Origin of the sequence: Thermotoga profunda AZM34c06 (assembly GCF_000828675.1) — a bacterium.
Classification (GTDB): domain Bacteria; phylum Thermotogota; class Thermotogae; order Thermotogales; family DSM-5069; genus Pseudothermotoga_B; species Pseudothermotoga_B profunda.
The window spans coordinates 2,053,627-2,077,091 of sequence record NZ_AP014510.1; the positions used below are offsets into that span (position 1 = coordinate 2,053,627).

23 protein-coding genes and 1 tRNA gene are annotated in these 23,465 nt (G+C 38.1%); 11 read left to right on the plus strand and 13 right to left on the minus strand.

Going from position 1 to position 23,465, the window contains the following annotated elements; all coding sequences use genetic code 11:
* The first annotated feature begins 1 nt into the window (after position 1).
* From TSP02S_RS09995 to TSP02S_RS10035, 9 genes are all read left to right on the plus strand, one after another.
* Complete coding sequence (locus tag TSP02S_RS09995) at positions 2 to 835, plus strand: methyl-accepting chemotaxis protein (protein ID WP_052465438.1); 834 nt, start codon at positions 2 to 4, stop codon at positions 833 to 835.
* Positions 836 to 956: 121 nt separating this feature from the next.
* A complete protein-coding gene (locus TSP02S_RS10000; protein ID WP_041083743.1) occupies positions 957 to 2,213 on the plus strand; it encodes a sensor domain-containing diguanylate cyclase in 1,257 nt (418 codons plus the stop codon).
* A 187-nt stretch (positions 2,214 to 2,400) separates the two neighbouring features.
* Complete coding sequence (locus tag TSP02S_RS10005; RefSeq protein ID WP_041083745.1) at positions 2,401 to 3,084, plus strand: N-acetylmannosamine-6-phosphate 2-epimerase; 684 nt, start codon at positions 2,401 to 2,403, stop codon at positions 3,082 to 3,084.
* Positions 3,081 to 4,373, plus strand: coding sequence for an ABC transporter substrate-binding protein (locus TSP02S_RS10010; protein WP_041083746.1), 1,293 nt, complete (start codon positions 3,081 to 3,083; stop codon positions 4,371 to 4,373). Before TSP02S_RS10005 ends, TSP02S_RS10010 begins: the two co-directional genes overlap by 4 nt.
* 267 nt (positions 4,374 to 4,640) lie before the next feature.
* Complete coding sequence (locus tag TSP02S_RS10015; protein ID WP_171816341.1) at positions 4,641 to 5,303, plus strand: carbohydrate ABC transporter permease; 663 nt, start codon at positions 4,641 to 4,643, stop codon at positions 5,301 to 5,303.
* A gap of 41 nt (positions 5,304 to 5,344) precedes the next feature.
* Complete coding sequence (locus TSP02S_RS10020) at positions 5,345 to 6,124, plus strand: carbohydrate ABC transporter permease (RefSeq protein ID WP_171816342.1); 780 nt, start codon at positions 5,345 to 5,347, stop codon at positions 6,122 to 6,124.
* Complete coding sequence (locus TSP02S_RS10025) at positions 6,121 to 7,002, plus strand: ROK family protein (protein ID WP_041083751.1); 882 nt, start codon at positions 6,121 to 6,123, stop codon at positions 7,000 to 7,002. The genes TSP02S_RS10020 and TSP02S_RS10025 overlap by 4 nt, the downstream gene beginning before the upstream one ends.
* 4 nt (positions 7,003 to 7,006) lie before the next feature.
* Complete coding sequence (locus TSP02S_RS10030) at positions 7,007 to 7,831, plus strand: MurR/RpiR family transcriptional regulator (protein WP_232503709.1); 825 nt, start codon at positions 7,007 to 7,009, stop codon at positions 7,829 to 7,831.
* Positions 7,832 to 8,017: 186 nt separating this feature from the next.
* Entirely contained in the window at positions 8,018 to 8,542 is a 525-nt protein-coding gene (locus TSP02S_RS10035; protein WP_041083753.1) for a hypothetical protein, read from the plus strand.
* Between the two features lie 70 nt (positions 8,543 to 8,612).
* Here TSP02S_RS10035 and TSP02S_RS10040 read toward each other — a convergent pair whose 3' ends face one another.
* From TSP02S_RS10040 to TSP02S_RS10080, 9 genes are read right to left on the minus strand one after another with little or no spacing between them, the layout of a single operon-like run.
* Entirely contained in the window at positions 8,613 to 9,635 is a 1,023-nt protein-coding gene (locus TSP02S_RS10040) for an NAD(P)H-dependent glycerol-3-phosphate dehydrogenase (protein ID WP_041083755.1), read from the minus strand.
* Complete coding sequence (gene trmB, locus TSP02S_RS10045) at positions 9,632 to 10,561, minus strand: tRNA (guanosine(46)-N7)-methyltransferase TrmB (protein ID WP_041083757.1); 930 nt, start codon at positions 10,559 to 10,561, stop codon at positions 9,632 to 9,634. The genes TSP02S_RS10040 and trmB overlap by 4 nt, the downstream gene beginning before the upstream one ends.
* Positions 10,562 to 10,575: 14 nt before the next feature.
* Positions 10,576 to 11,712 carry a tetratricopeptide repeat protein gene (locus tag TSP02S_RS10050; protein ID WP_041083759.1) on the minus strand — a complete coding sequence of 379 codons (1,137 nt, stop codon included), beginning with the start codon at positions 11,710 to 11,712 and terminating at the stop codon, positions 10,576 to 10,578.
* Positions 11,709 to 13,238: a bifunctional ADP-dependent NAD(P)H-hydrate dehydratase/NAD(P)H-hydrate epimerase gene (locus TSP02S_RS10055; RefSeq protein WP_041083761.1), complete on the minus strand. Its 1,530-nt coding sequence runs from the start codon at positions 13,236 to 13,238 to the stop codon at positions 11,709 to 11,711. Before TSP02S_RS10055 ends, TSP02S_RS10050 begins: the two co-directional genes overlap by 4 nt.
* 4 nt (positions 13,239 to 13,242) lie before the next feature.
* On the minus strand, positions 13,243 to 13,701 hold the full coding sequence (locus TSP02S_RS10060; protein WP_041084419.1) for a lytic transglycosylase domain-containing protein: 459 nt from the start codon (positions 13,699 to 13,701) through the stop codon (positions 13,243 to 13,245).
* Between the two features lie 5 nt (positions 13,702 to 13,706).
* Positions 13,707 to 14,429 carry a prepilin peptidase gene (locus TSP02S_RS10065; RefSeq protein WP_041083763.1) on the minus strand — a complete coding sequence of 241 codons (723 nt, stop codon included), beginning with the start codon at positions 14,427 to 14,429 and terminating at the stop codon, positions 13,707 to 13,709.
* Positions 14,414 to 15,499, minus strand: coding sequence for a tetratricopeptide repeat protein (locus tag TSP02S_RS10070; protein WP_408645539.1), 1,086 nt, complete (start codon positions 15,497 to 15,499; stop codon positions 14,414 to 14,416). Before TSP02S_RS10070 ends, TSP02S_RS10065 begins: the two co-directional genes overlap by 16 nt.
* Positions 15,500 to 15,557: 58 nt before the next feature.
* Entirely contained in the window at positions 15,558 to 16,571 is a 1,014-nt protein-coding gene (locus TSP02S_RS10075; RefSeq protein ID WP_041083767.1) for a lysylphosphatidylglycerol synthase transmembrane domain-containing protein, read from the minus strand.
* Positions 16,568 to 17,578 carry a glycosyltransferase family 4 protein gene (locus tag TSP02S_RS10080; protein WP_041083769.1) on the minus strand — a complete coding sequence of 337 codons (1,011 nt, stop codon included), beginning with the start codon at positions 17,576 to 17,578 and terminating at the stop codon, positions 16,568 to 16,570. The genes TSP02S_RS10075 and TSP02S_RS10080 overlap by 4 nt, the downstream gene beginning before the upstream one ends.
* A 65-nt stretch (positions 17,579 to 17,643) precedes the next feature.
* Between TSP02S_RS10080 and TSP02S_RS10085 the strand changes: the two genes are divergently transcribed.
* Positions 17,644 to 17,718: transfer RNA gene (locus tag TSP02S_RS10085), tRNA-Val, on the plus strand.
* A 1-nt stretch (position 17,719) separates the two neighbouring features.
* Here TSP02S_RS10085 and recG read toward each other — a convergent pair.
* From recG to TSP02S_RS10100, 4 genes are read right to left on the minus strand one after another with little or no spacing between them, the layout of a single operon-like run.
* The gene (gene recG / locus TSP02S_RS10090; protein ID WP_041083771.1) at positions 17,720 to 20,065 is read right to left on the minus strand and encodes an ATP-dependent DNA helicase RecG; all 2,346 of its coding nucleotides are present in this window, start codon (positions 20,063 to 20,065) and stop codon (positions 17,720 to 17,722) included.
* Complete coding sequence (locus TSP02S_RS11060; protein WP_171816343.1) at positions 20,046 to 20,201, minus strand: hypothetical protein; 156 nt, start codon at positions 20,199 to 20,201, stop codon at positions 20,046 to 20,048. Before TSP02S_RS11060 ends, recG begins: the two co-directional genes overlap by 20 nt.
* Positions 20,198 to 20,710 (minus strand): hypoxanthine phosphoribosyltransferase, encoded by a 513-nt coding sequence (hpt, locus tag TSP02S_RS10095; RefSeq protein WP_041083773.1) that lies wholly within the window; start codon positions 20,708 to 20,710, stop codon positions 20,198 to 20,200. Before hpt ends, TSP02S_RS11060 begins: the two co-directional genes overlap by 4 nt.
* A gap of 13 nt (positions 20,711 to 20,723) precedes the next feature.
* Positions 20,724 to 21,356, minus strand: coding sequence for an MBL fold metallo-hydrolase (locus TSP02S_RS10100; RefSeq protein ID WP_041083775.1), 633 nt, complete (start codon positions 21,354 to 21,356; stop codon positions 20,724 to 20,726).
* Positions 21,357 to 21,674: 318 nt separating this feature from the next.
* Between TSP02S_RS10100 and dnaK the strand changes: the two genes are divergently transcribed.
* Positions 21,675 to 23,450: a molecular chaperone DnaK gene (gene dnaK / locus TSP02S_RS10105; protein ID WP_041083777.1), complete on the plus strand. Its 1,776-nt coding sequence runs from the start codon at positions 21,675 to 21,677 to the stop codon at positions 23,448 to 23,450.
* Positions 23,451 to 23,465: the final 15 nt, after the last annotated feature.

Genomic DNA, 23,465 nt, shown 5'->3' on the forward strand with positions numbered 1-23,465 from the left:
AATGGACGAAAAGACATTTGAAAAAATTTCATCTGCCTTTTTTGCAGAAAACTTGATGACCAGTTTCATGAATCAATTAGATGAAGCATTGGTATCACGTGTTCTGAACCTGCAAGAACAGATCAACTCGACTTCTCAAAGATTTCTACAGATGGAAGAACAATTGATAAAGATGCAGGAAAAATTTTCAAAAGACAGTGAAGAATTAAAAGAAACATTTTCTTCCGTAGAAAAAGTGAGCCAAAAAATGCATTCTGAGTTATCTGAATCTGGATCGAGCTTAGACCAAGTAAACGAAAAATTCAACAGCGCACTCGAGAGAACATCACACACACTGGAAAGTTTCAAAGAAACAGAATTAATGGTGGAGAGAATAACAAAAATAGCGAAGCAAACAAATCTATTAGCCTTGAATGCCTCTATAGAAGCTGCCAGGGCAGGTGAACATGGTAGGGGATTTGCGGTAGTCGCCTCTGAAATACAGAAATTAGCTGGTGAATCTAACAAAGCTGCCTCAGAGATAACCACAAAAGTACAACAGTTGAGTGATATGGTTCACAGTGCAATAGAAGATCTCAGAATTGTGACAAATCTTTTCACGGTCTTCCAGAAATCCACGCAAGAGATGCTCGAATTCTTGAAAAAGAATGCCGAATTAATAAACAAAACCAGCCAAACTTTTGAAGAAACCAAGGCAAATATCTCTCAACAAAGAGAATACATAAGTCAGACACATACAGTTTTGAAACAGGCAGAAGAAAAATTCAATTCAATGCTCAGGGTAATCAAATCAATTGTGAAGGCTCAACAAAAGTTGAATGATATAACAATTTAAAAACAACAATCGCAGAAAAAAGCTAAACAATTGACAACCTCTTTTAGTGAAAAAACATTGAATAATGTTATAATACTAAATAAACCAAGTCGTGGGACTTAAAAAATCGGGAGGCAATCCATTGGAAAACCCAAAAAGTAAGAAAGTTTTACTCTATTCCTTACCCTTAATGATTGCGCTTACTCTACTTTTCTTTTTATCAAAACACAATTATCTTCTATACCACACAATTATCGAGTTTTTTGCTATATTCACCGGTCTTTCAATCATGCTTATCGCTTTCACAACAAAAGAACTCGCTGAGAATCCGATCTTTACAAAACTTGGCATACTCTATCTTTTTGTTTCAATCGTCGATTTTTTGCACACGATATCTTATAAAGGTATTAAGATCTTCCCAAATTGGAGCGCAAATCAACCAACGCAGTTTTGGATCATTGGAAGATCACTTGAAACCTTAGGTTTTATACTCTTATTCTTTTCTCCAAACATGAAGAAAAGATATTTCTCATTGATCTTAGTAGTGACTACAATCTTATCTATTACTTGTGTATTTTTCGGGGCATTCCCAGATTGTTTTGTCGAGACGAAAGGCTTGACTCCATTTAAAGTGATCACGGAATACATTCTTGTCATTCTCTTGGCAGTAACTATTTTCAAGGTTTTGAAGATCAAAGATTCATCAGTAAAGATCTTTCAAAAAACTTTTGTACTGAGTATTCTTTTAACTATAGCTGGAGAACTCTCATTTACACTGTATTCTGATGTATATGGTTTTTTCAATTTTCTTGGACATATTTTCAGATTTTTATCTTACTTGGCTATATTGATTGGGTTAGTCATCGAAGGTCTCAAAAATCCGGTAAACGCTATCATCTCACAGCTTGAAGATGAAAGAAGACACCTAAGGCAATTGGCTTATTATGACCAACTGACGGGTTTGTACAGTAGAAACTTTTTTGAAGAGGTACTGAAAAAACAACTTGCGATCACAGAAAGAGAAGAGCTGTTTTCTGAAATAATCATCATCGACATCGATAACTTCAAACAGATTAACGATCGCTATGGGCATCTTGTTGGTGATGAAGTTCTCAAATTCGTTGCCGAATGTATCAACCAAAGTATTCGCTCTTCAGATATTGCTGCTCGCTATGGTGGCGATGAATTTGTGATTGTGCTCTCGGGAAAATCTGAGGGAGCAATGAATGTCTTGGAAAGAATAAGAAGCAAACTAAAGCAGCATAGGTTTGATTTTCCTGTAGACATAAGTTATGGTTTTGCAAGATTTTCTTCAACAAACGAATACAGAACTGCTTTTGAAAAAGCCGATGAACTTTTGTACAAAATGAAGAATAGCAAGAAACAGATATATCAATAGAATTTTGAAAATTTCTAATAAATATGCACAGTGGAATATTAAGTAAAAATTATCAGCCGTCTACATTTCCTCTCTATATTAATTTTTGTTATTACATATTTTTTTGGAATAGGTTTCATTATACTTGACAGAGATAATCTCCATATATATAATATTTTTTGGAGATTATTTCACAAGGGGTGTCTTCATGAAAAGATTACCAAGAGGAATAATTATAAGTTGTCAACTTGAACCAGGGGATCCGGTACAAGATGTGTCGTTCATTGTTAACATGGCAAAATCAGCACGTTATGGGGGTTCAATAGCTATAAGGACAAATAATGCAGAGCACGTGGGAGCCGTTAAACAGGCTGTTGATATCCCTGTAATTGGTCTGGTAAAAGATAGAAGTTATGAAACCTTCATCACTCCAACCTTTGATCATGCAAAAAGTGTAATTGAAGCTGGGGCAGATTTTGTTGCGGTGGATTCTACCAGAGGAGAAAGACCCATCCCGTTAAGCCGACTCTTCGATCAAATAAGGTCTAATTTTCCCGATGTTGGGATTATCGCCGACATAGCTGACGAAACAGACGCAGAATTAATCATTCCTTTGAAACCTGATTATATAGCAACAACTCTATGTGGTTACACATCATATACAGAAAAGGTTATTTTACCAAATATTACTCTTGTTGGAAAGCTTTGCGCAAAGTTCGATATACCCATAATAGCAGAAGGAGGTTATTCTACACCAGAACAAGTACAACTTGCTTTTCAGATGGGTGCTCATGCAGTTGTAATTGGCACTGCAATAACAAGACCGTGGTTAGTGATTAAGAAATTCGTAGAGAGTTCAACTGCTTTTATAAAGGGGAGGGATGAAGGATGAGAAAGTTACTGGTTCTGTTTATGTTAGTGGTCATAGTCTTAGCTTTCTCCGCAACTAAGGTATCCATGGTTTATTGGCCAGGACCGGAAAGCGAAGCAATGCAGAAGGTAGTGGACTATTGGAATTCCACAGATGGTAAGAAACTTGGTATTGAAGTAGAGATCATCAACTTTTCAAGAGAAGGTTTCTGGGAGAAGCAAGAAACATTGCTCAATGCGAGATCTTCGTCTGTAGACATAGTTTTTATAGCAACGTATATAATTGGAAGACTTGCACCACATTTGGTCCCACTGGAGGGTTTTGAACTCAATCCAGAAGTATTTATAGCATCTGCACTCGAAAGTATGTCATATGAAGGATTTCTCTATGGTTTGCCATTAGATGTTAGCAATCACTTTTTGTATTATCGCAAGGATTTAATGGAAAGATTACTAAGCGATTCATCGTGGAAAACCAAATATGAGGAACTGAGTCAGAAATATTTAGGTCAAAAACTATCACCAAAGAAGCCCGAAGAATGGGATTGGGATGATTACAAGGCAATGGCGATCTTTTTCACAAGAAAATATAATCCTGAGTCACCCGTGGAATATGGAAATGTCTTGCAAATGAAAAATTTAGTCTACAACATGATGATATGGAACAATACACTTTGGTCGATGGGTGGTTCATGGTTTAGCGAAGACGGAAAATTCAATATCAAAACAGAAGCCGCGAGAAAAGCAGCATCTTTATTTAAGGAACTTTACGACATGGGAACAGTACCGCCAGGAGTAACGACATATGAGTTTGGCGAAGCTAACGAAGCCTTTAAGACTAACAAAGCTTTTATGATGATTCAATGGTCGGCAGCTTATAACATACTCACCGACAAAGAACAATCACCTTTGATCTACGATAAAGTGGCGCTCGCTCCTATACCAGGGCCTAAACCTTCTACTCATGTTCATTCGCTTGGTGTCGCGCTTAGTAAGTATAGCAAGAAAAAAGATGCAGCTTTAAAATTTCTATCTTTTCTGGCGACCGAACAGGCTATGAAAATGTATGCCACAAATGGAGGAATTCCTCCGGTCGAAACAATCCTCAAAGCTATGGGAGACAAACGTCCTGAATTTCCAATAATAGCAGATCATGTAAAAAAGTATGGTTATGTTGAAAGTACAAGCGCTCAAACTATGACGATCCTCGAAATCATATCAAACAAATTAACAGGATATTGGACTGGCCAAATTAGTCTGGATGATGCTTTAAACCAGATACAAAAAGAATGTGAAACTGTTCTAAAATGATAAAGATTTAAGACCGCCCCGCATTAACTTGCGGGGCTTATTATAAAGAAGGAGTGAATAACAATAAAACAAGAACTGAAAAGACGAGTCATTGGCTTATTATTTTTACTTCCTTTAATCTCAGTAGTCATTTTTTTCGCATATCTTCTCATATTATCGGTTAATATAAGTTTTAGAGACGTGTATTTCGGCTTTATAGAAGATTCAACATTCACTGGTTTAGGAAATTACTCAAGATTGTTGCACTCCAAGAATTTTTGGAACTCCATGAAGTTCAGTTTGATTTTTGGCTTGACAACCACATTTTTCGAGCTGTTTTTAGGTTTTCTCTTAGCATATTTTTTCTATTTGAAATTCCGCGGCATGAGATTTCTATTCACACTTCTCATAACTCCTATGTTCATGGCACCTTCTCTATTTGGACTGATGAACAGAATATTATTCAATAACTTTATCGGGCTCATACCGGGATATATAAAGTTCTTTTTCGGTATTGATTTAGATTTCTTTAGCCCCAAAAATATCATATGGACTTTAGTTGGAATTGACGCATTACAGTGGACTCCCTTCGTTTTTCTAATCATTTATGCGGCTTTGTTAGGAATACCGATTCAATTGATCGAAGCCTCCAGTATTGATGGTGCAGGAACCTTTCACAAAATCCGATATATAATTTTACCTTACATAATTCCAGCATTGGCGACTGGTGGATTTTTGAGATTTCTTGAATCTTTCAGAGTTTTCGATACAATTTATGTACTTACCGGTGGTGGTCCAGGCGATTTAACGACAAGTATCAGCATATTTATATATAGAACAGGTTTCACAATGGGTGATCAAGGATTAGCAAGTGCTGCTGGAATAATACTCTTTTTATTAATGATGATACCTGTTTTGTTGACAATAAAATTAGCAAAAAGGAGATGGTAATAATCAAATCCAAAAGGAGATTTTTAGATTGGGCAGTCTTGTTGATAGTTATTCTTATTTTCAATTTACCCTTGATAAATGTAGTAATGACATCTTTTAAAAACAACGCTACCATTTCTCAGTCACCACCTCCGTTACTTTTTGTACCCACTTTGAGACATTATTATGATATCTTGACAAGTCCAACATTTCTCTTTTCGCGATTTCTAACAAACAGTATTTTAATAGCCCTGTTTTCTTCAATGATAACCATCACAATTTGTCTTCTGGCTGCATATGCTATCGTCAGGCTTGGGGTTGGTTCTCCGCTTCTTCTTGCTTTCGTAACTAACTTGAGAGCGATACCATTGATAATATTTGCTCCATCAATTTATGTTTTGTTCAAGCAGTTTGATTTGATAGATACAAGGACAGGTATAATAATGGTCCACATACTTGTTAATATTCCCATTGCATTGTCCTTACTTGTCAGTTTTATGCAAGACATACCAAAAGAGATAGAGGAGTCAGCTCACTTAGATGGTGCAAATAGAGTGCAAATCCTTCTTAGAATAATACTCCCAATGATCTCATCACCAATGGTAGCAACTTTTATTTTGAGTTTTATGTATTCCTGGAACGAATTTCTGTTTGCTCTCATACTGAGTATAAAGAAAGCCACAACTCTTACTATTGGTGCCAGTTTGTTCATAACTGCGTGGGGTGTTCAGTGGGGAAGAATTGCTGCAGCCACTACTTTGTCTGTTATACCACCCTTTGTATTTGCTTTCTATGTTCAAAAATATTTAGTAGAAGCTTTTACAGGAGGCTTAAAAGAATGAAAATAGCAATAGGGATTGATATCGGTGGAACGGCAATTAAAGGTGCTTTAGTCACAGAAAATAATATCATTGAATATAGCATTCTTGAACTAATAAATAAAAAGAAACCGTTAGAAACACTCTGGAAGATACTTGACAAAATTCTCAATGAGAATCGAGAGAAAATAGAAGTCATAGGTATTGCATCAGCTGGGAGAATCGACTCAAATGAAGGAATTATTCTCTACGCTTCCCCCAATATTCCCGATTGGTCTGGTTTATATCTCTCAAAAATGGTGAAAGATAGATATAAGATACCTTGTTTCGTTATTAACGACGCCCGCGCAGCAGCTTTGGCTGAGGCAAGAAAAAGAAACGTATCAAATCTAGTCCTTCTAACGATTGGTACAGGGTTGGGTGGGGGTATTATCCTGAATGATCAATTGATATTTGGTGAACACTGGGAAGCCGGCGAGATTGGACATACCATTCTCAAACCATATGGCAGAAAATGTAATTGTGGGAAAAAAGGATGTGCTGAAGCTTATATATCAATGAAAGTACTGCACAAGTATGCGAAAGAAAAAAACAGAAGTGTATTAATAGAGAGATTCAAGAAAAAAGATCAAAATGTTGTATTAGCCGTTGAAAAAATGTGTAAGGATCTATCTGTACTGATTGATAAGATCTTTCTTACAATTGATCCACAGATTGTTGTAATTGGCGGTGGCTTCTGCGAATTGGGCACAGATGCACTTGAAATACTTAGAAAAAACATAAAATTTTACTCTTATAGATCTCTGTATAATCTCTCTCAAATAGAACTATCAACACTTGGGAATACTGCTGGTATAATCGGAGCAGTAATACACGCGCGGGAAAAATTAGTGAGGTGTTGAATCGTTGGAAGATGTCCAAGCCATTATGAAGATAAATTGGCTTCATTTTACCAAAAAAGAACAAGAACTTGCAAATTTTGTGATGAATAACGCGCAAAAGCTGGTGTATATGACCATTACAGAATTAGCGGAAGAACTCCACGTAGGTCAAGGAACAATTGTTAGATTCTGCCAAAAGCTCGGTTTTTCTGGTTTTCATCCGTTTAAAATCGCACTTGCCAGAAGTGTAGGACAACGTGAACAGGAAAAAGAAACAAACAATTTGATATCACTAGTACGGCAAAATCACATAGAAGTCATCGAGGAAACTTCAAAACTTTTGAGCTTAAATGAGCAAATTATCAAAGAGTGTTCTAAAAGAATAGCTACATGCAGAAAACTCTTTTTATTAGGAGTTGGTGCTTCTGGAATAACAGCAATGGATGCCTTTTATAAGTTCATGAGAATCGGTATAGATGTAAGATATTCTTTAGACACACACATATTAGCAATGAGTCTTTCAGAAAGTAATGAACAAGATTGTGTGCTCGCTTTTTCGCAGACTGGTTCAACGGCGCTCGTAGTGGATATGGCTGAAATGGCAAAGAAAAATAATTCCTGTGTAATTGCTATCACAGCTTACAGCAGATCGCCACTCACAAAGTACGCAGACTATGTCATCTTGACTGCCATTAGAGAGAGTCCATTTCAAAGTGGAGCGATAAGATCTAAAATTGCCCAGTTGCATGTACTCGAAGTTTTATTTGAGCAAACAAGGGTTTTGATCCTTAATAGAGCAGAAGAAGCTACTAAGAGAACAGCAACAGCAGTTGAAAAATGGATATACTGATCTCTATAATACAGAAACTGTCAATATGAATTTTTGTACCCTCTCTTAATTAGGTACAATTCTTCTCTTTCATTGGCTCATGTGAAACTTGTATCATCTTCTATGTAATTCTTCCAAGGAATTTCTAATGTATTTCTAATAATTTGTGATATAAAATTGAGTTACCCATCCTAAGGAGGGATGATTATGGGCAAAATTTTACTGGTATCGATTGTTTTGTTCAGTACTTTGATCTTTGCTCAAGTGGGGCAGATTCAACCAGTCAAGCCAAGTATTCCTTTTGTACCACTTTTGTCTACCAAGGTTCAAGAAGTTGATGTTCTTGGTCCTTATGGCTCTGTCTGGAAGATATATTGGGATGGCTGGGAAGGAACATTAGTCTTTTTCAAAGGTGGAACTGGTTATATTGAAGATGCAAACAAAACCAGATACAATCTCACTTACGCGATACTGAAAAATCCCCAAGATAATATCTCAGGTATGACGGGTCCTGGATATACCGGTAAAGGTAGTACACTTGGACATCGCATAGTTTTCTTGGTTGATTTTGCAAACACGCCAAATAATACACAAGATGATCAAAGGTTCGACGGTTACATATTCACCCAGACACTCAAAGTTTCTAACAAAAGGGCAATCGCTGGTATTACATGGTGGGATAGCATTCCATTTGGTTTCTATGCAACGTTCTGGTATGATGTACCAGGTTAATGCCAAAAAGATTCATATTACGGGCGGGTGATCCCCGCCTTTATTTTTTATTTATTGACTGTCGTGAGAATTAGATATCCCTTGAAGCAGGTTGTAGATCAATTTGTTTGAACTCATTTTCGATCTTCAATGGTCTTTTCATCAACTCGTAAATGGCTTCATGTGGCTTTTTGCCCAAAAAGAGTACCTCATAAACCTTTTGAGATATGGGCATGTCCACGTTTAATGATTTTGCGAGCTCTAAAAGTGGCCCGACAGTATGAACCCCCTCGGCAATCATCTTCATGTTTGAAAGTAAATCTTCCAGAACCATCCCTTTACCTATCATCTCACCAACATATCTATTTCTACTGTAATTACTTGTGCAGGTAACTATTAGATCTCCCATGCCTGCGAGTCCCATGAAAGTAAGTGGGCTTTTGCAACCCATGGCTAATCCGAATCGTGTTATCTCATGTAGACCACGTGTTATCAAAGAAGCCTTCGCATTGTGCCAGTGACCAAGGCCATCCAAAACTCCTGCAGCTATAGCTATCACATTCTTTACAGCTCCACAGATTTCAACACCTAAAACATCTTCAGTGGTGTACACTCTGAAAAATTCATTGCTCAGAGCAGATTGAAATAAATTCGCCGTGTACTCATCTTCAGATGCAATGACAACACTTGTAGGAAGCCTTCTTGCCACTTCAGGCGCATGGCATGGTCCAGAAAGTATCGCGTAAGTCACACGTTGCCACTTGGAAGCTACAATGGAACTTACCGTTCTCAATTTGCTGTCTATGCCTTTTGAAAGATTTATAACAGTTTTTGGTACTGTAGTTATTTTTTCCAAGGTTTCTTGCAGATACTTTACTGGGACGGCTATCACGAGATTGTCACTGAATTGCTCGATTTCGTATATTTTCGATGTTGCAATCAAAGTAGGTGGAAGTTCTATCGAAGGTAAGTATTCCAAATTCACGTGATCTTTGTTTATTTGTTCTGCTAATTCTTCTCTCCTTGCCCAAAGTAAAACCTCATGACCATTCTCAATGAGTAATTTTGCAAATGTAGTTCCCCAGCTTCCTGCACCAAGAACGGAAAATTTCAAAGACAAATCACCTCAGATATTTTTTTCACAGAAAATTTCACCACTGGTGTTCTATAAGCAGGAGCATCTGGATCGAGCTTTACAAGCCAGCCATCTTTCTCTTTTTCAATGCTTATAAAATACCTTTGCTGAAAGCCTTCTTCGTTTGAAACTATTCTCAAAAGATACTCATTCTCACGAACATATACATTTTTGACCACAAACACACCTTTATGGTATCTAAAAACATTCCCTGATAATTGCAAAATTTTCTGTTCGTTCACATCATTCAGATGAATATGAGGCATCGAGCCTTCCTCCCAGGTCCATCTTTGAATATTCAAGTAACCTTTCTTTTTGGCGACTAAGATATATGTCTTTCTGCCCTCCGATAGCCATTTTTTCTCATATCTGGTCCCAACGATCATCTTATCGTTCTCATTGAATTGAATCAAATCGAAGCATTCAGTTTTTAAGAGGATATCTTTCATATGCTCTGCATACCATTTAACATCTGTGACAAGCTGGAAGATACCCTCAAAGTTCAAAATAGCACTCAATGTCTCTGCAAAACCCTGGTTTGTGAATCTCTTATCTTGGTGAGATTTCTTAGGCCACGGACATGGAAAATTAGTGTAGACCTCCTCAACGCTGTTGTCTTTGAAAAATTCTCTAAGGGCAAATCTACCATCCACAAGCGCTACTCTTATATTTTTCAGTGATTCAGCATGTATCTTTCTTTGAATTTTCACAAGAGATGTTATCGATGTTTCAAATCCTATGAAATTATATTCTGGTTTTTGCTTAGCCAGAGAAACAAGAAACTCGCCGTTGCCAAATCCTATTTCAACGGCGAGTTTTGCTTGTCTTTGGAAGATCTCGTCACAATCTAAGGGCAACGTATATTGCTGAGTTTTTATGAAGTACGAAAGAAACTCAGTTGACATCTTTCATCTCCCATTCATTTCTGCAAGAAATACTTTGCGTGTGGAACATATTCACTGTTTGGATAGTTTTTCGTGAACTCTTCAAATAACTTTTTAGCTGTAGTGACATCACCTGATTCATATAAACTGAGTGTCATGTAATAAAACGCATCGTCCTTAAAATACAGATCCGTGTCTTTCAAGATACTCACAACATTGTTCAAAACGTTGTATGCATCTTGATAGTACTGTGCTTTGTATAGTCTATAACCAAACAACCACAGAGATTTCGTGAGTTCCAAATTCAGATTCTTCGACAAAGTCAGTGTTGATCTTGATGTACTCGTGTTAGTGAGTAATAATTTCGTGATCTCATCTTTCAATGCTCTCAGCTCTTGAGAATCACTGATCTTAACTGATTCTATCATCTGTAATACCTTTTCGAAGGAAGTGGAAAACTCTTGGCTGGTTTGATCTATTTTTTGCTCCACAATCGAGAGTTTCTCAAGATTCGACAAGACGTTCTTTACATCAGCAACAGAAGTGTCGAGATTTTGGATACGATCTTTGAGCTCTGCGATCTCGGTTTTCATTCCAGATATTCTGTTGGATTGAGAGAAATTCAGAAAAACACCAGTCAATGCCACAACGAGTGTCGCGATAATTGCTATGAGTAGGATCATATCCAACCCGGCGAATTTTGGAGCTTCTTCTGGTTTTGATATCAACAATGGGTGAGACGCATCAATTTTTTTGAGAGCCTCTTCGTATATCTTTGCCCTCGCTTTGTCTCTCTTACGTCTTGCAAGTTCGAGTTTCAAAGCTATTGCCTCGGCAAGTTCTGGATAAGCCTTTGAAACGCCTTCAAGGATCGCCATTCCACCTTCGAAATTGTTTTTCGAGATCTCTTCAAAAGCCTCCTTTACATCTTCGGTATAATCAGTTTTTACCCTCTCAGTTGCAGTTTTGTACAAGGTTTTGTACTCTTCCTTGCGTTGGTCGGTCAATTTCTCGTAGATTTTCGAGACCATCTTCCAGTTGCCACAAGATGCTTCCAACTCGAGCAAGAGATGTGGATATTCATCTTGAAAGAGACTCAAAACAGCTCTTGCTCTCGAAAGTTGGTTGTTCCTAATTAAATCCCTCACCACCCTCTCAACTACGTCACTCAACTTTCCACCTCCTTTATTGCATAAGGAATCAGATCTAATAACTCGCTTGTCAACATCGTACCCTCCGAAGAACTGTAATGCTCTGCGGATAATCCATGTAAATACACTGCGCAAACTGAAGCATTCTTAGCATCGACTCCTTGGGCTATCATACCAACTATCATACCAGCAAGCACATCTCCTGTACCTGCTTTGGATAAAGATGTATTACCAGTCAAATTAAAAAACATTCCATCCACAGTTGAAATCAAAGTCGTTGCGCTTTTTAAAACCACTGTGACATTGTATTTGTTTGCAAATTCCTCTGCTAATTTGTAATTGTACCTCACTTCATCGATATTTTTTCCAACTAACCTTGCGAATTCACCTGGATGTGGTGTTAGAACAATTGGTACAGAAACTTTTCGAAGGATTTGGAGATTCTGCGCAAGACAGTTGAGACCATCGGCATCTATGACAACTGGTTTTGTCAAGTTAGCCATGATTCGTTCGAAAAATTCCGATGTATCTGAGTTACAAGTCATGCCTGGTCCAATCACAATAGCATCGGCATTTTCCATCATCTTCAAAGCTATCTGTGAATCCTCCTTGATAAAATGATCGTGATTCACTGCGTGTGCGACTATTCCCGGTTCTTTTGCAATCGCCATCACATCAACAGGAGAACAAGTCAACAGTTGAAGATAACCACAACCAACTCTCAGTGCCGCTATACTCGTTAAAACTGCAGCTCCAGGATAATCTCTGGAACCAGCTATCACCAAAACTTTTCCATAACTACCTTTGTGCGAATCTTTAACACGTCTTGGCAGAATTTTCTTGACCATTTGCTTTGTTATTATTTGTCTTGTGATCTGCTTTGATTCTCTAAGAAATCTGGGGATTCCTATGCTTGCCACTTTGAGTTTTCCACACAATTCTCTGCCTGGATATAGAACATGACAGAGCTTGGGAAGGCCAAAAGTTACCGTCATATCGGCTTTAATGGCGATCCCAAGTATCGCACCTGTGTCGGTCTCAAGACCAGAAGGTACATCAACAGAGACAACATATCTGGAATATAAATTCACCAATTTCATAACCTCTGCTATGGGATCACGAACTTCTCCTTTTATTCCTACTCCTAAAAGAGCATCAACAACTACATCAGCGGATTTTACAAGCTCAGCAAGCTCGTTCAATGTTACATCATTACCCAATTTTCTGACATCGGCACCTATAGCTCTCAATCTTGAGAGATTAGTCAATGATTCTTCTGAGAGTTTTGCCTCATCTCCCACCAAGACAGTAGTCACATAATCTGTGTATTCAAGCAGATCTCTTGCAACAACAAAACCATCGCCACCGTTGTTTCCTGGTCCACACAAGACGAGAAATGAAGAGTTAGTTATATCACCAAGCTCCTGTTCGATAGCCAACACCACAGAAAGCCCCGCGCGTTCCATAAGTATAGATGGTGGGATACCAAATTGTTCGGAACATGCCTTATCGATCTTTCGCATCTCTTGCTCTGTAACGATTTTCAAGATCTCACCTCACCCAGAAATACAAAACTTTGTATATCACATAGTAAAGCTTGATCTTCGACAGATATTTCTTGGAAATATTGTTATCTGCAGCAACCCTTGCCGGACCGGCATTGTAAGCCCTCAATGCGAAGTCCAGATCGCCATCATAAAGATCTATCAAATAATGTAGATATCTAATTCCGACGACAATATTATCTACCACAGAATTGATATCTACTACTAAATTCAATTTTTCTGAAATCCACGCAGCAGTCTCAGGCATCAATTGCATAATACCAATTGCTCCAGCACGAGAGACTGCATGTTCTCTAAAATCACTTTCTACTTTTATCAATGCCATTATTAAAAGCGGGTCAACAGACCCACTGTTATCTTTCACGATAGAATAATATCTCAAAGGAAAATAAGAATAAAAGAAAGCCATTATCAAAAGAAAAAGAACAACTAAAATGATCTTCATTTTGATCATATCTGTAAACATCTCTGAACAAGCAAAACGACATATCCTGCTGGAGCCAAAAAAGTTCCAAAGGGTATCCTTTGCTTCATCAAAAGTTTTCCTTTGTTCTTTATCAAAGCATAAATAATCGCACTCACGGAAGCAAATATCAGAGTGTAGAATGAACTAATAATCCCAAGACTTAGACTCAGAGCAGCCATGAGAATCACATCACCACCACCAAGACCACCTTTATAGAGAAATCCCAAAAGTAACAAAAGACCAGTAACAATTCCTACTCCAAAAAAATTGTAGAGATCCATACCATTTACAAACCACAATAAAAAACTTCCAAATGCAATGAGAAATAAAGTGACATCGGGTATTAACATGAACTCAAGATCGATGAAGGCAATGATAAGTGAGCATGATATTATCAAAGACAAAGCAATAAACTCCAGGGGATTTTTAGTTACATGGGAATTTATCAGATAACAAAATCCATTAGCAAGTTCCACAAATGGATACCTTGGGCTGATCTTAGCTTTGCACTTTCTACACTTTCCTTTGAGCAGAATATAACTCAATACTGGTATATTATCGTACCAAGATATCTCTTCACCACAAGACGGACAGATGGAATAAGTCGGCTTGACAACACTCAAATTCTTCCTTGGTAATCTGTATATGACTACGTTCAAAAAGCTTCCAAACACTATACCCACCACAAAACTCAAGAAATGCCACAAACGCGCATCTCCTCCTCGGACAAAAACTCCGAAAACAGCTCCTTTTTACCATACAGATACCAAAGATTTTGATCTTTCATCTCTTGTATCAATTGCTTTGCTTGCTCTAACTTTCCCTGTTTTAGATATGCCAAGAAAAGAAGTAATTTAAGATGTGCCTTCGCCTTAGTACTATCTTCTAACATTTGATTCACGACCTCTTCCACGACAGAATAGTTACCATGTTTGAGTTGAACTCTACTCCAAACTTCTACATCACTGGCATAAATCGGTCTCATCTTGAGTATCTTTTCTTCCATCTGCTTTGCTTGATCACTTTTACCAGCCAACTTATATGCTTCTGCCAACTCGTAGATCGCTAAGATACTGTTTGAATCGATCTTCAAAAATCTCTCAAGAACATTACATACTCTATCGTACAGGTTCAGCTTCCTGTAAGCTTCCGCGAGCATGAAATAAGTGAACTTATTATCTGGTGCATATTCTATTTCTCTTTCCCAGTAAGATGCTGCTTTTATATAATCTCCAAGGTTATAATATGCTTCGCCAAGTGATGAATACGCTTCAACAAGCCAAGGGTCTATCTCTATCGCTTTATCCAAATATTTTATGCCTTGTTCAAATTCACCTTTCTCGAGTAACAAAGAGCCAAAAAGTTCGTAAGCAGGCGCATAATTTTTGTCCACATCGAGTATGTACTTTATGATTCTAAATGACACTTCGTGGAGATCTTTATCAGCATAATCAAGCGCAAGATCATACAAACCGTTCAAAGAAGCATGGACAAAGTTCTTTGGTGTGATTTTTTTGGATTCCAACCATTCGAGAAGTTCATCAAAACATATCGGGTCATACACCGTTTCATTCAAAAGAGTCACATGGCTTTCAAGGTATTCACAATTCTCAATTTCCTTGGATAGAAGACTCTTACCACCGAAATCTTGCTTCATCAATTGCCAATCTCCCTCGTACATCAAATCTCTCAGAATTATCACAAATGGAGTGTCTGTCGTAATATCGATCTCACGGTCCTGTACCTGCAAGATAATCACCCTTTCCAACGATACCACTCCCCTGCAATATTTGCTTCACCTGTACTTTACATTATACCATGGTTTTTTAAAAAATTCATTCAAGGTCAAATTTACTCAGAACCCTGATTTCATGGGCAGTCGTTAAGCCACCGATGATTATGTTCACATAGTAGGTGAAAAATCTCCATAACAATAGAGTTGCAACAGTCTGTGGTCCAAACAAAAAATTGAAGAACAGAACATACCCACTTTCAGAAACTCCCATCGCCCCTGGTGTTGGAATTAATGAAATCACCAAGAAGAGAACTAATTGAAACATGATGGTATTTATATATGAGCAGTCAATATGTACAGCTTTCGCCACAAAATAGGTTACTGAAACCCTCGCCGCCATCTGACACAATGTCGACAGAAAAGCAAAAGAAAGAAGAGATAGATTGCTCATCGATCTAAGCATGCATTTGTGGAACAATTCAATTTGACTCAGTGTTTTTTCTATGACTTGAGCTTGATCTTTTATCAATCTCAAAAAAACCAACGGTTTTATGAGTCCTTTCACCAACCATTCCACGAGATTTCTGTTGATCGAAAAAACAAGCAGAAAGAAAAGTACGGCACCATTCAAAACAAAGCCAAAGAAAGCAAGAAGGGCAAACTTAGTGATATTTTTGGAGAGAATATCATACGCAGTGTACACACCAAGCACACCAAGAAACGTTATGACCACTTGATAGACAATAAATCTTGAAACAAGAAGCGCTGTCGCTTCTCCATACTCCACACCGCGTTTATTCATGAAAGCGATCTGTGCTGGTTGACCACCAGTGGAGAATGGTGTAATCGCCGAGAAAAAACTTCCAATCAAGGTTGATTTGAAAAGGTAGCTCAGACTAACTCTGGTTTTGTATGAGATAGCAAAAATCTTCACCGTTAATGCTTCTGAAAACCAGTCACAGATTAACAGAAGACCCACTAATATTAACCACTTCGTCGAAATTTTTTTCAGAGTCCTTATTGTTAAAGATATGTCGGTGAAACCGGCTATCAATATTATTATGATGACACTTATCGCAATAATCAAAAGTGATCTTGCAAGATTTCTTCTCAACCTTTGCACCGCCTCAAGACAGATTCATACGTCTTGGTAAGTAACTTACCTATTTCCGAAAGATCCCTCTCGAGAGCCGTTTTCCTACCCTCAGATGCAATCTTAAGTCCAAGACTTTTGTCTGCAACGAGTGCCTTGATAATTTTCTCAAATTCTTCATTTGAATGGCCTTTCATGCAGTTTGTACCATGCCATAGCCAATTTTCATACACAGGTATATCCCGGACAACAACGGGGCATTCACATGAAAGTGCTTCAAGAACAACTATCCCTTCATTTTCTTCGTAGGTCGGAAAGAAAAAAACATCGGCAGCCGAATAGGCTCCTACCAACTCTTCCTGAGATATAAAACCAGGAAATATGACGTTTTCAGGAGGATTTTTCAGTATTTGGCGTATCTCTCTTGGGAGGACACTCGTAATCCTGGCCCCAAACCAGATGAAGGTCAGATCTTTCATTCTGCGTGCAACACTTACAAAATCATGTATACCCTTTCTTTTAAATGGAAAACCCACACCAAGAACTATTGGGCCCTTGATACCAAAACGCTCTCTAAACTTCTGGGCTTTGTCGACATCTTTTTTAAACATCGCCGTGTCAACACCGTTTGATATGACAGTACCAGGTACGTGTATCCCATAATTCCTGATCACAGTTTCAGTATAATGAGTTGGAAAGATCAAATGATCTGCCATTGCATATTTTTTCTTGAGTGAATTACGGGAGACTCTGGCATAAAAATTGCTGAAGATGAAACTGTTCTTAATATCTTCAGCAGTAGTATGAACGTGCCAAATCACCGGTATATTTTTTCTTTTACAGTGTTGTACAACTGTTTTTGCACCAGGACCGACGGTATTCACGTGAGCTATATCGTATTCATCTTCCCAGTCAGATGTGTAATCTAAACCAGCTCTCCTTAGAGCTTCCATTTGATGTTTATATGCCGTACCTATACCAGATTTAGATATCAATCTTGTAGCTTCAGCGTAAAGTAAAACTTTCACTCGTGTCGCCTCCACAAGAAAATCTTGCAAAACTTTCCTTACAGTGATAGAATTTTATCACGTATGGGTGCGTAGCTCAGAGGGAGAGCGCTTCCCTCACGAGGAAGAGGCCGCAGGTTCGATTCCTGCCGCACCCACCATTTAACCAACCTTGACCAATCTCAACCTGTCGCCATATATTTTCTGAACTCTTTCGAAAAGCCATGGATATTCTTTCTGTTTTGAAAGAAGAACTTCTGCATCGGCGCGTGCTTTAAACAAAAGATCTTTATCCCTCACGAGATCTGCCACTTTAAGTTCTGGTAATCCATGTTGCCTCAAACCAAGAAATTCTCCAGGACCACGAATCTTCATATCGTATTCGGCAACTTCAAATCCATTTCTGGTCATTGAAAAATATTTCAATCTTTCTAAAGCTTCTTGTGAAACATTCCCAACAACGAGAAAACAGTATCCCTGTCTCTCGCTTCGCCCAACCCTCCCACGAAGTTGATGAAGTTGTGCAAGTCCAAATCTCTCTGGGTTTTCTATCACGATCGTCGTTGCTCTGGGGATATCTATACCAACTTCTATAACTGTTGTCGAGACCAGGATATCAAATTCCCCCAATGCAAAACTCTCCATTACTTTATCTTTTTCCTGCTGGCTCATTCTACCATGAAGTAGTCCGACCTTGAATTCCTTGAAGATCTCCTCAGAGAGATGTTTGTACATCTGCGTTGCAGCTTTGGCTTCGATTTTGTCAGACTCTTCAATCAATGGATATACTATAAAAGCCTGACCACCTTCCTTTACTTCTCTCTTAACAAAATCGTAGACCTGATCAACTTTAGAGACAGATACAAGAAATGTTTTAACTTCTTTTCTTCCTGGTGGCATCTCATCAATGATCGTCAGATCAAGATCACCATAAATCGTCAAAGCCAAGGTTCTTGGTATAGGTGTGGCAGTCATGACCAACGTGTCAATAGCTTTTCCTTTACTGACAAGGGCTTCTCTCTGTTTTACACCAAATCTGTGTTGTTCATCTATGACAACCAATCCCAAGTTAGCAAAACTCACGTCTTCTTGAATGAGAGTATGTGTTCCAATAACAACAAAGGCTTCTCCGGTAGATATGAGATGTTTCATTTTCTCTTTTTCCTTAGGATTTGTCTCACCAAGCAAAAGAACAGTTCTTATACCTAAATCTTCAAATGCCGGTGCCATCCTTCGATAATGCTGTATGGCAAGTATAGATGTTGGTGCCATGACAGCAGATTGAAAACCAGCCTCAAAATTGTCGATTATTGCAAGTTGAGCAACAACGGTTTTTCCAGATCCAACATCTCCTTGTAACAATCTGCTCATGGGTTTGTTTGAAATCATGTCTCTTCTTATTTGCTGATGTGCGAGAATCTGTGATTTAGTCAATTTGAAAGGTAGTTTCTTTAAAAATCCTTCTGCGATCTTGCCTTGTATATTTTTCTCAATACCCCCGATTTCTTCAAAAGCTTTTCTTGAAAGTAAAAGAGCAAGTTGCATTAAAAAGAGTTCTTCATATGCCAATCTCTCAATGGATTTTTTTAAATGGTACATACTCTTTGGAAAATGCATTCCAAGCAATGCCACAGATACATCGATTAATTTCCTTTTCTCCACCAGCTCAGTAGGTAGTTCATTTTCAAACTGACAAACACACGATATGTTCTCTTTTATTATCTTTCTCAGTTCTCTCTGGCTTATACCTTCAGTCAAAGGGTATACAGGTAAGATTTCAAGGTTAGATGAGTTCTCCTTCAATTCAACTTCTGGGTTGACTATTTCAATCGAACCGAATTGACCACGTTTAGCAGTGCCGGTCACATATACCATTTTGTTCTTCATGGTCTGGAGGATTTTCTGAAGAAATTCCTGATTGAACCACTTGAGTAAAATTTGATTAACACCATCTGAGAGCACTGCCGCAGTTATCGTGATTGAACTCATCTTTTTTGTTTCCACGCTGATGAGTTTACCTAAAGTGGTGATCTTTTCTTCTGATTGAATCTCTGAAATAGGTATAACACGCCTTCGATCTTCATAATCTCTGGGAAAGTAGAAAACCAGATCTTGGAGTGTAACAATTCCGAGTTTTCTCAAAAGTGACTCTCGTTTTGGTCCAACGCCTTTTGCATACTTTATCTCACAATTTGGTTGCTTTACATTATTTGAAAGACTCGGTTTTGAAATTAAATGTTGGTCTCTAAAACGCTCTATCATTCCAATACAATTCTTGAGCCTTTTGAGAGATCTTTGTTGATCAAGTGTATCAACAGGTTTGATGTATTCTACAAGCTGCTCAAGTTTTTCCACAATTTCCTTTTCTTCTAAGATGGGATCTGAAATCAACTCATAATTATCTTGTACAATCTCAATAAATTCATTTATCTGCATTTGACCTTGAATCACTTTTAAAGCATTCTCTTCAAGGGAAGATAAGAATTCCTCAACGAGAACCGGCCGCATCGTGAATAATACTCTCCTTTTCAAGCGGCGCAAAGCCAGAAATTCTCATGTCGAGAAGTTTCTGAATCGAGAAAAGCATAGCGAATACAATCACAAGTATTACTAAACCAGCCACTATTAAAGAACCTTTTTTCATTCTAAGTATCCTATATAAGGGAGATTTCGATATCTTTCCTCGTAATCTAAGCCATAACCAACGAGAAAGACATCTCCCACTTTGAAACCGACAAAATCGATAGGTATACCGTGTTGATATTTCTCCTTCTCTATTAAAGCTGCTATTTTCAAATCTGCTGGTTTATATTTTCTCAAGTACGAAAGTATATACCTGAGTGTATTACCTGTGTCAACGATATCCTCCACAACAAGTACATATTTTCCCTGCAAAGTTTCATCCACCCATGACTTCACACGTATTCTGCCAGTAGATTCAGTCCCTGCATAACTCGATACATGGACAAAGGAGTAATTGACATTCATATTTATGTTCAAAACAAGCTCACTGAAAAAATGTACAGAACCCTTTAGAATACAAATCGCACATAAAGATTCTGTCTTACCGCGATAATAATTTTCTATTTGTTTTGCCATATCTTTGATTTTCCTGCGAACGGTTTCTTCGTCAAATAGAACTTTTAGCTGCACAGAATGCCTCCTCTCAAAGTGTCAGGACATAAACTAATTTTTCCTGATTCTTGATCTGTTTATCAATCTCAAGAATATTATTACTCGTGTATTTTACATTTTCGCACAGTTTTGTGAATTCTTCAACAGGTGCTATATCAAATTTGATGTATTTGGTTTTAAAATGCATTGGGATCGCTATGTGCGGGTTGATTTGGTCAAGTACCCTTTTTGCTTCGGTTGGTCCTATTGTGAAGGTTCCACCAACGGGTAATAACAAAACATCAATAGGCTTGATCTGATCAAGCTGAGCCTGATTCAGAATATGGCCAAGATCACCAAGATGAGCTATCCTGATGTCCTCTACGTCGAAAGTGAAAATTATATTCTGTCCCCTCTTAGTACCGGATTCCGAATCGTGAAAGGTCTTGACTCCTGTGATTTTCACACCTTTAAGCTGACGGATACCTGGGTCTTTTACAAGCTCGAATCTTCCCTTTATCAAGTGATGTGCGTTGTGATCAAAATGTTGATGGCTTTCAGTAATGATGTCCACAACCACATTTGGTATTTTGTACCCAACAGCGCTATCAAAAGGATCGGTGAGTATTTTAACATCACCAGTCTCAATGAGAAAACATGCATGACCAAACCACGTGATTTTCATTTTGAACACCCCCTTGGTTTATCAAATAAATCTTCTCCTATTATCAAGATCTTTCGCGTATCTTTTTCTCATGATTTTTCTAAGGCATCTTTAGCAAAATTATACCAGTAACTTGTGCTGAAACCATAAAGATACTCCGATCGAATTTGATAGCAATTTATAGTAACGAGTGCTATACAATTTATATGCTTTTATATTTATGATAAAAAAATGTCGTTATAAAGATATACACATAACATAGCGAAAATTTAACATAACCCTTGACAAACCACTTGATAGTTCATATAATCGTGTTGGAAACTCACAGGAGGTGAAACGATGAGCGAAAGAGAATATGTTGTCGGTATCGATTTGGGTACGACAAATTCAGTAATAGCTTGGATGAAACCAGATGGATCAATTGAAGTCATACCCAATGCAGAGGGAGGCAGGTTAACACCATCGATAGTTGCCTTTACCAAGACAGGTGAAATAATTGTCGGAGAACCTGCTAAAAGGCAAATGATTCTCAATTCTGAGAGAACTGTCAAATCGATAAAAAGAAAGATGGGTACCGATTACAAAGTAAAGATCGACGACAAACAATACACTCCACAACAGATAAGCGCTTATATTTTGCAAAAGATGAAAAAAGATGCAGAACAATATTTAAATGGAAAAATCAAAAAGGCGGTCATCACATGCCCTGCGTACTTCAACGACGCTCAGAGACAAGCAACCAAAGAAGCAGGACAAATAGCAGGATTTGAAGTGTTGAGAATCATAAACGAACCAACCGCAGCGGCACTCGCATACGGTCTTGACAAGAAAAAAGAACAAAAAGTTCTTGTGTATGACCTTGGTGGAGGAACTTTTGATGTCTCCATACTCGAAATTGGTGAAGGAGTCATACAGGTTGTCGCAACATCTGGGAACAACCATCTCGGCGGAGACGATTTTGATCAGAGAATCGTTGACTGGATGGCTGAAGAGTTCAAAAAACAACATGGTGTAGATCTCAGAGAAGATAGACAAGCCTTACAGAGACTAAGAGATGCGGCAGAGAAAGCCAAGATAGAGCTTTCGAGCAAACTCGAGACCGATATCAGTCTTCCGTACATAACAGCTACAGCCTCTGGACCACTACACCTTGAAATGAGACTGACAAGATCTCTATACGAATCTCTGGTAAAAGACCTGTTCGATATGACCAAAGGACCTGTTGAGAAAGCATTGAATGATGCAAAATTGTCTCCAAGAGATATAGATGAAGTCATCTTAGTTGGTGGCATGACTCGTTCTCCAATGGTACATAGAATCATACAAGACATCTTTGGTAAAGAACCGAACAAGAGCGTCAACCCAGACGAAGCAGTTGCAATAGGTGCGGCAATTCAAGCAGCCATACTCGGTGGAGAAGCGAAAGAAAAAGATATCGTCCTGGTAGATGTCACACCTCTGACTCTTGGAATAGAAGTTAAAGGTGGATTGATGGAACCAATCATACCAAGAAACACAACAATACCTGTCAAAAAGAGTAAAATCTTCACAACGGCTGAAGATTATCAAACAGAAGTTGAAATAAGGGTCTATCAAGGTGAAAGAACTATGGCAAGAGACAATATATTCCTTGGAAGCTTTAGACTCGTAGATATACCACCGGCACCAAGAGGAGTACCACAGATAGAAGTGACGTTCGATATAGATAGTGATGGAATAGTCCATGTCTCTGCAAAAGATCTCGCATCTAACAAAGAACAATCCATGGTAGTAACAGGCAGACACAAACTCAGAGAAGAAGATATTAAGAAGATGATGGAAGAGGCTCAAAAATATGAAGAGCAGGATAGAAGAAGACGCGAAGAAGTTGAACTCAAAAACAAAGCAGATGATCTTGCTTATAGTGTGAGTAAATCTCTGAAAGAGCATGGAGATAAACTACCAAATGATCTCAAATCAAGACTCGAACAACTTGTCAATGATTTGAGAGATGCAATAAACAAAGACGATATAACAAAAGTAAAAATGCTGTTCGATGATCTACAAAGAGAGAGTATGAAGATAGGTCAATATCTGTATGAAAATGTCAGAAAAGAACAATCGAGTTCACAATAAAAATTTTTGAAAGGA

Coding starts and splice junctions, on each gene's coding strand:
- TSP02S_RS09995 (WP_052465438.1), top strand. CDS start 2: ATGGACGAAAAGACATTTGAAAAAATTTCATCTGCCTTTTTTGCAGAA.
- TSP02S_RS10035 (WP_041083753.1), top strand. CDS start 8,018: ATGGGCAAAATTTTACTGGTATCGATTGTTTTGTTCAGTACTTTGATC.
- TSP02S_RS10100 (WP_041083775.1), bottom strand. CDS start 21,356: ATGAAAATCACGTGGTTTGGTCATGCATGTTTTCTCATTGAGACTGGT.
- trmB (WP_041083757.1), bottom strand. CDS start 10,561: ATGTCAACTGAGTTTCTTTCGTACTTCATAAAAACTCAGCAATATACG.
- TSP02S_RS11060 (WP_171816343.1), bottom strand. CDS start 20,201: ATGAAAAAAGGTTCTTTAATAGTGGCTGGTTTAGTAATACTTGTGATT.
- dnaK (WP_041083777.1), top strand. CDS start 21,675: ATGAGCGAAAGAGAATATGTTGTCGGTATCGATTTGGGTACGACAAAT.
- TSP02S_RS10060 (WP_041084419.1), bottom strand. CDS start 13,701: ATGAAGATCATTTTAGTTGTTCTTTTTCTTTTGATAATGGCTTTCTTT.
- TSP02S_RS10025 (WP_041083751.1), top strand. CDS start 6,121: ATGAAAATAGCAATAGGGATTGATATCGGTGGAACGGCAATTAAAGGT.
- TSP02S_RS10005 (WP_041083745.1), top strand. CDS start 2,401: ATGAAAAGATTACCAAGAGGAATAATTATAAGTTGTCAACTTGAACCA.
- TSP02S_RS10010 (WP_041083746.1), top strand. CDS start 3,081: ATGAGAAAGTTACTGGTTCTGTTTATGTTAGTGGTCATAGTCTTAGCT.
- TSP02S_RS10015 (WP_171816341.1), top strand. CDS start 4,641: ATGAAGTTCAGTTTGATTTTTGGCTTGACAACCACATTTTTCGAGCTG.
- recG (WP_041083771.1), bottom strand. CDS start 20,065: ATGCGGCCGGTTCTCGTTGAGGAATTCTTATCTTCCCTTGAAGAGAAT.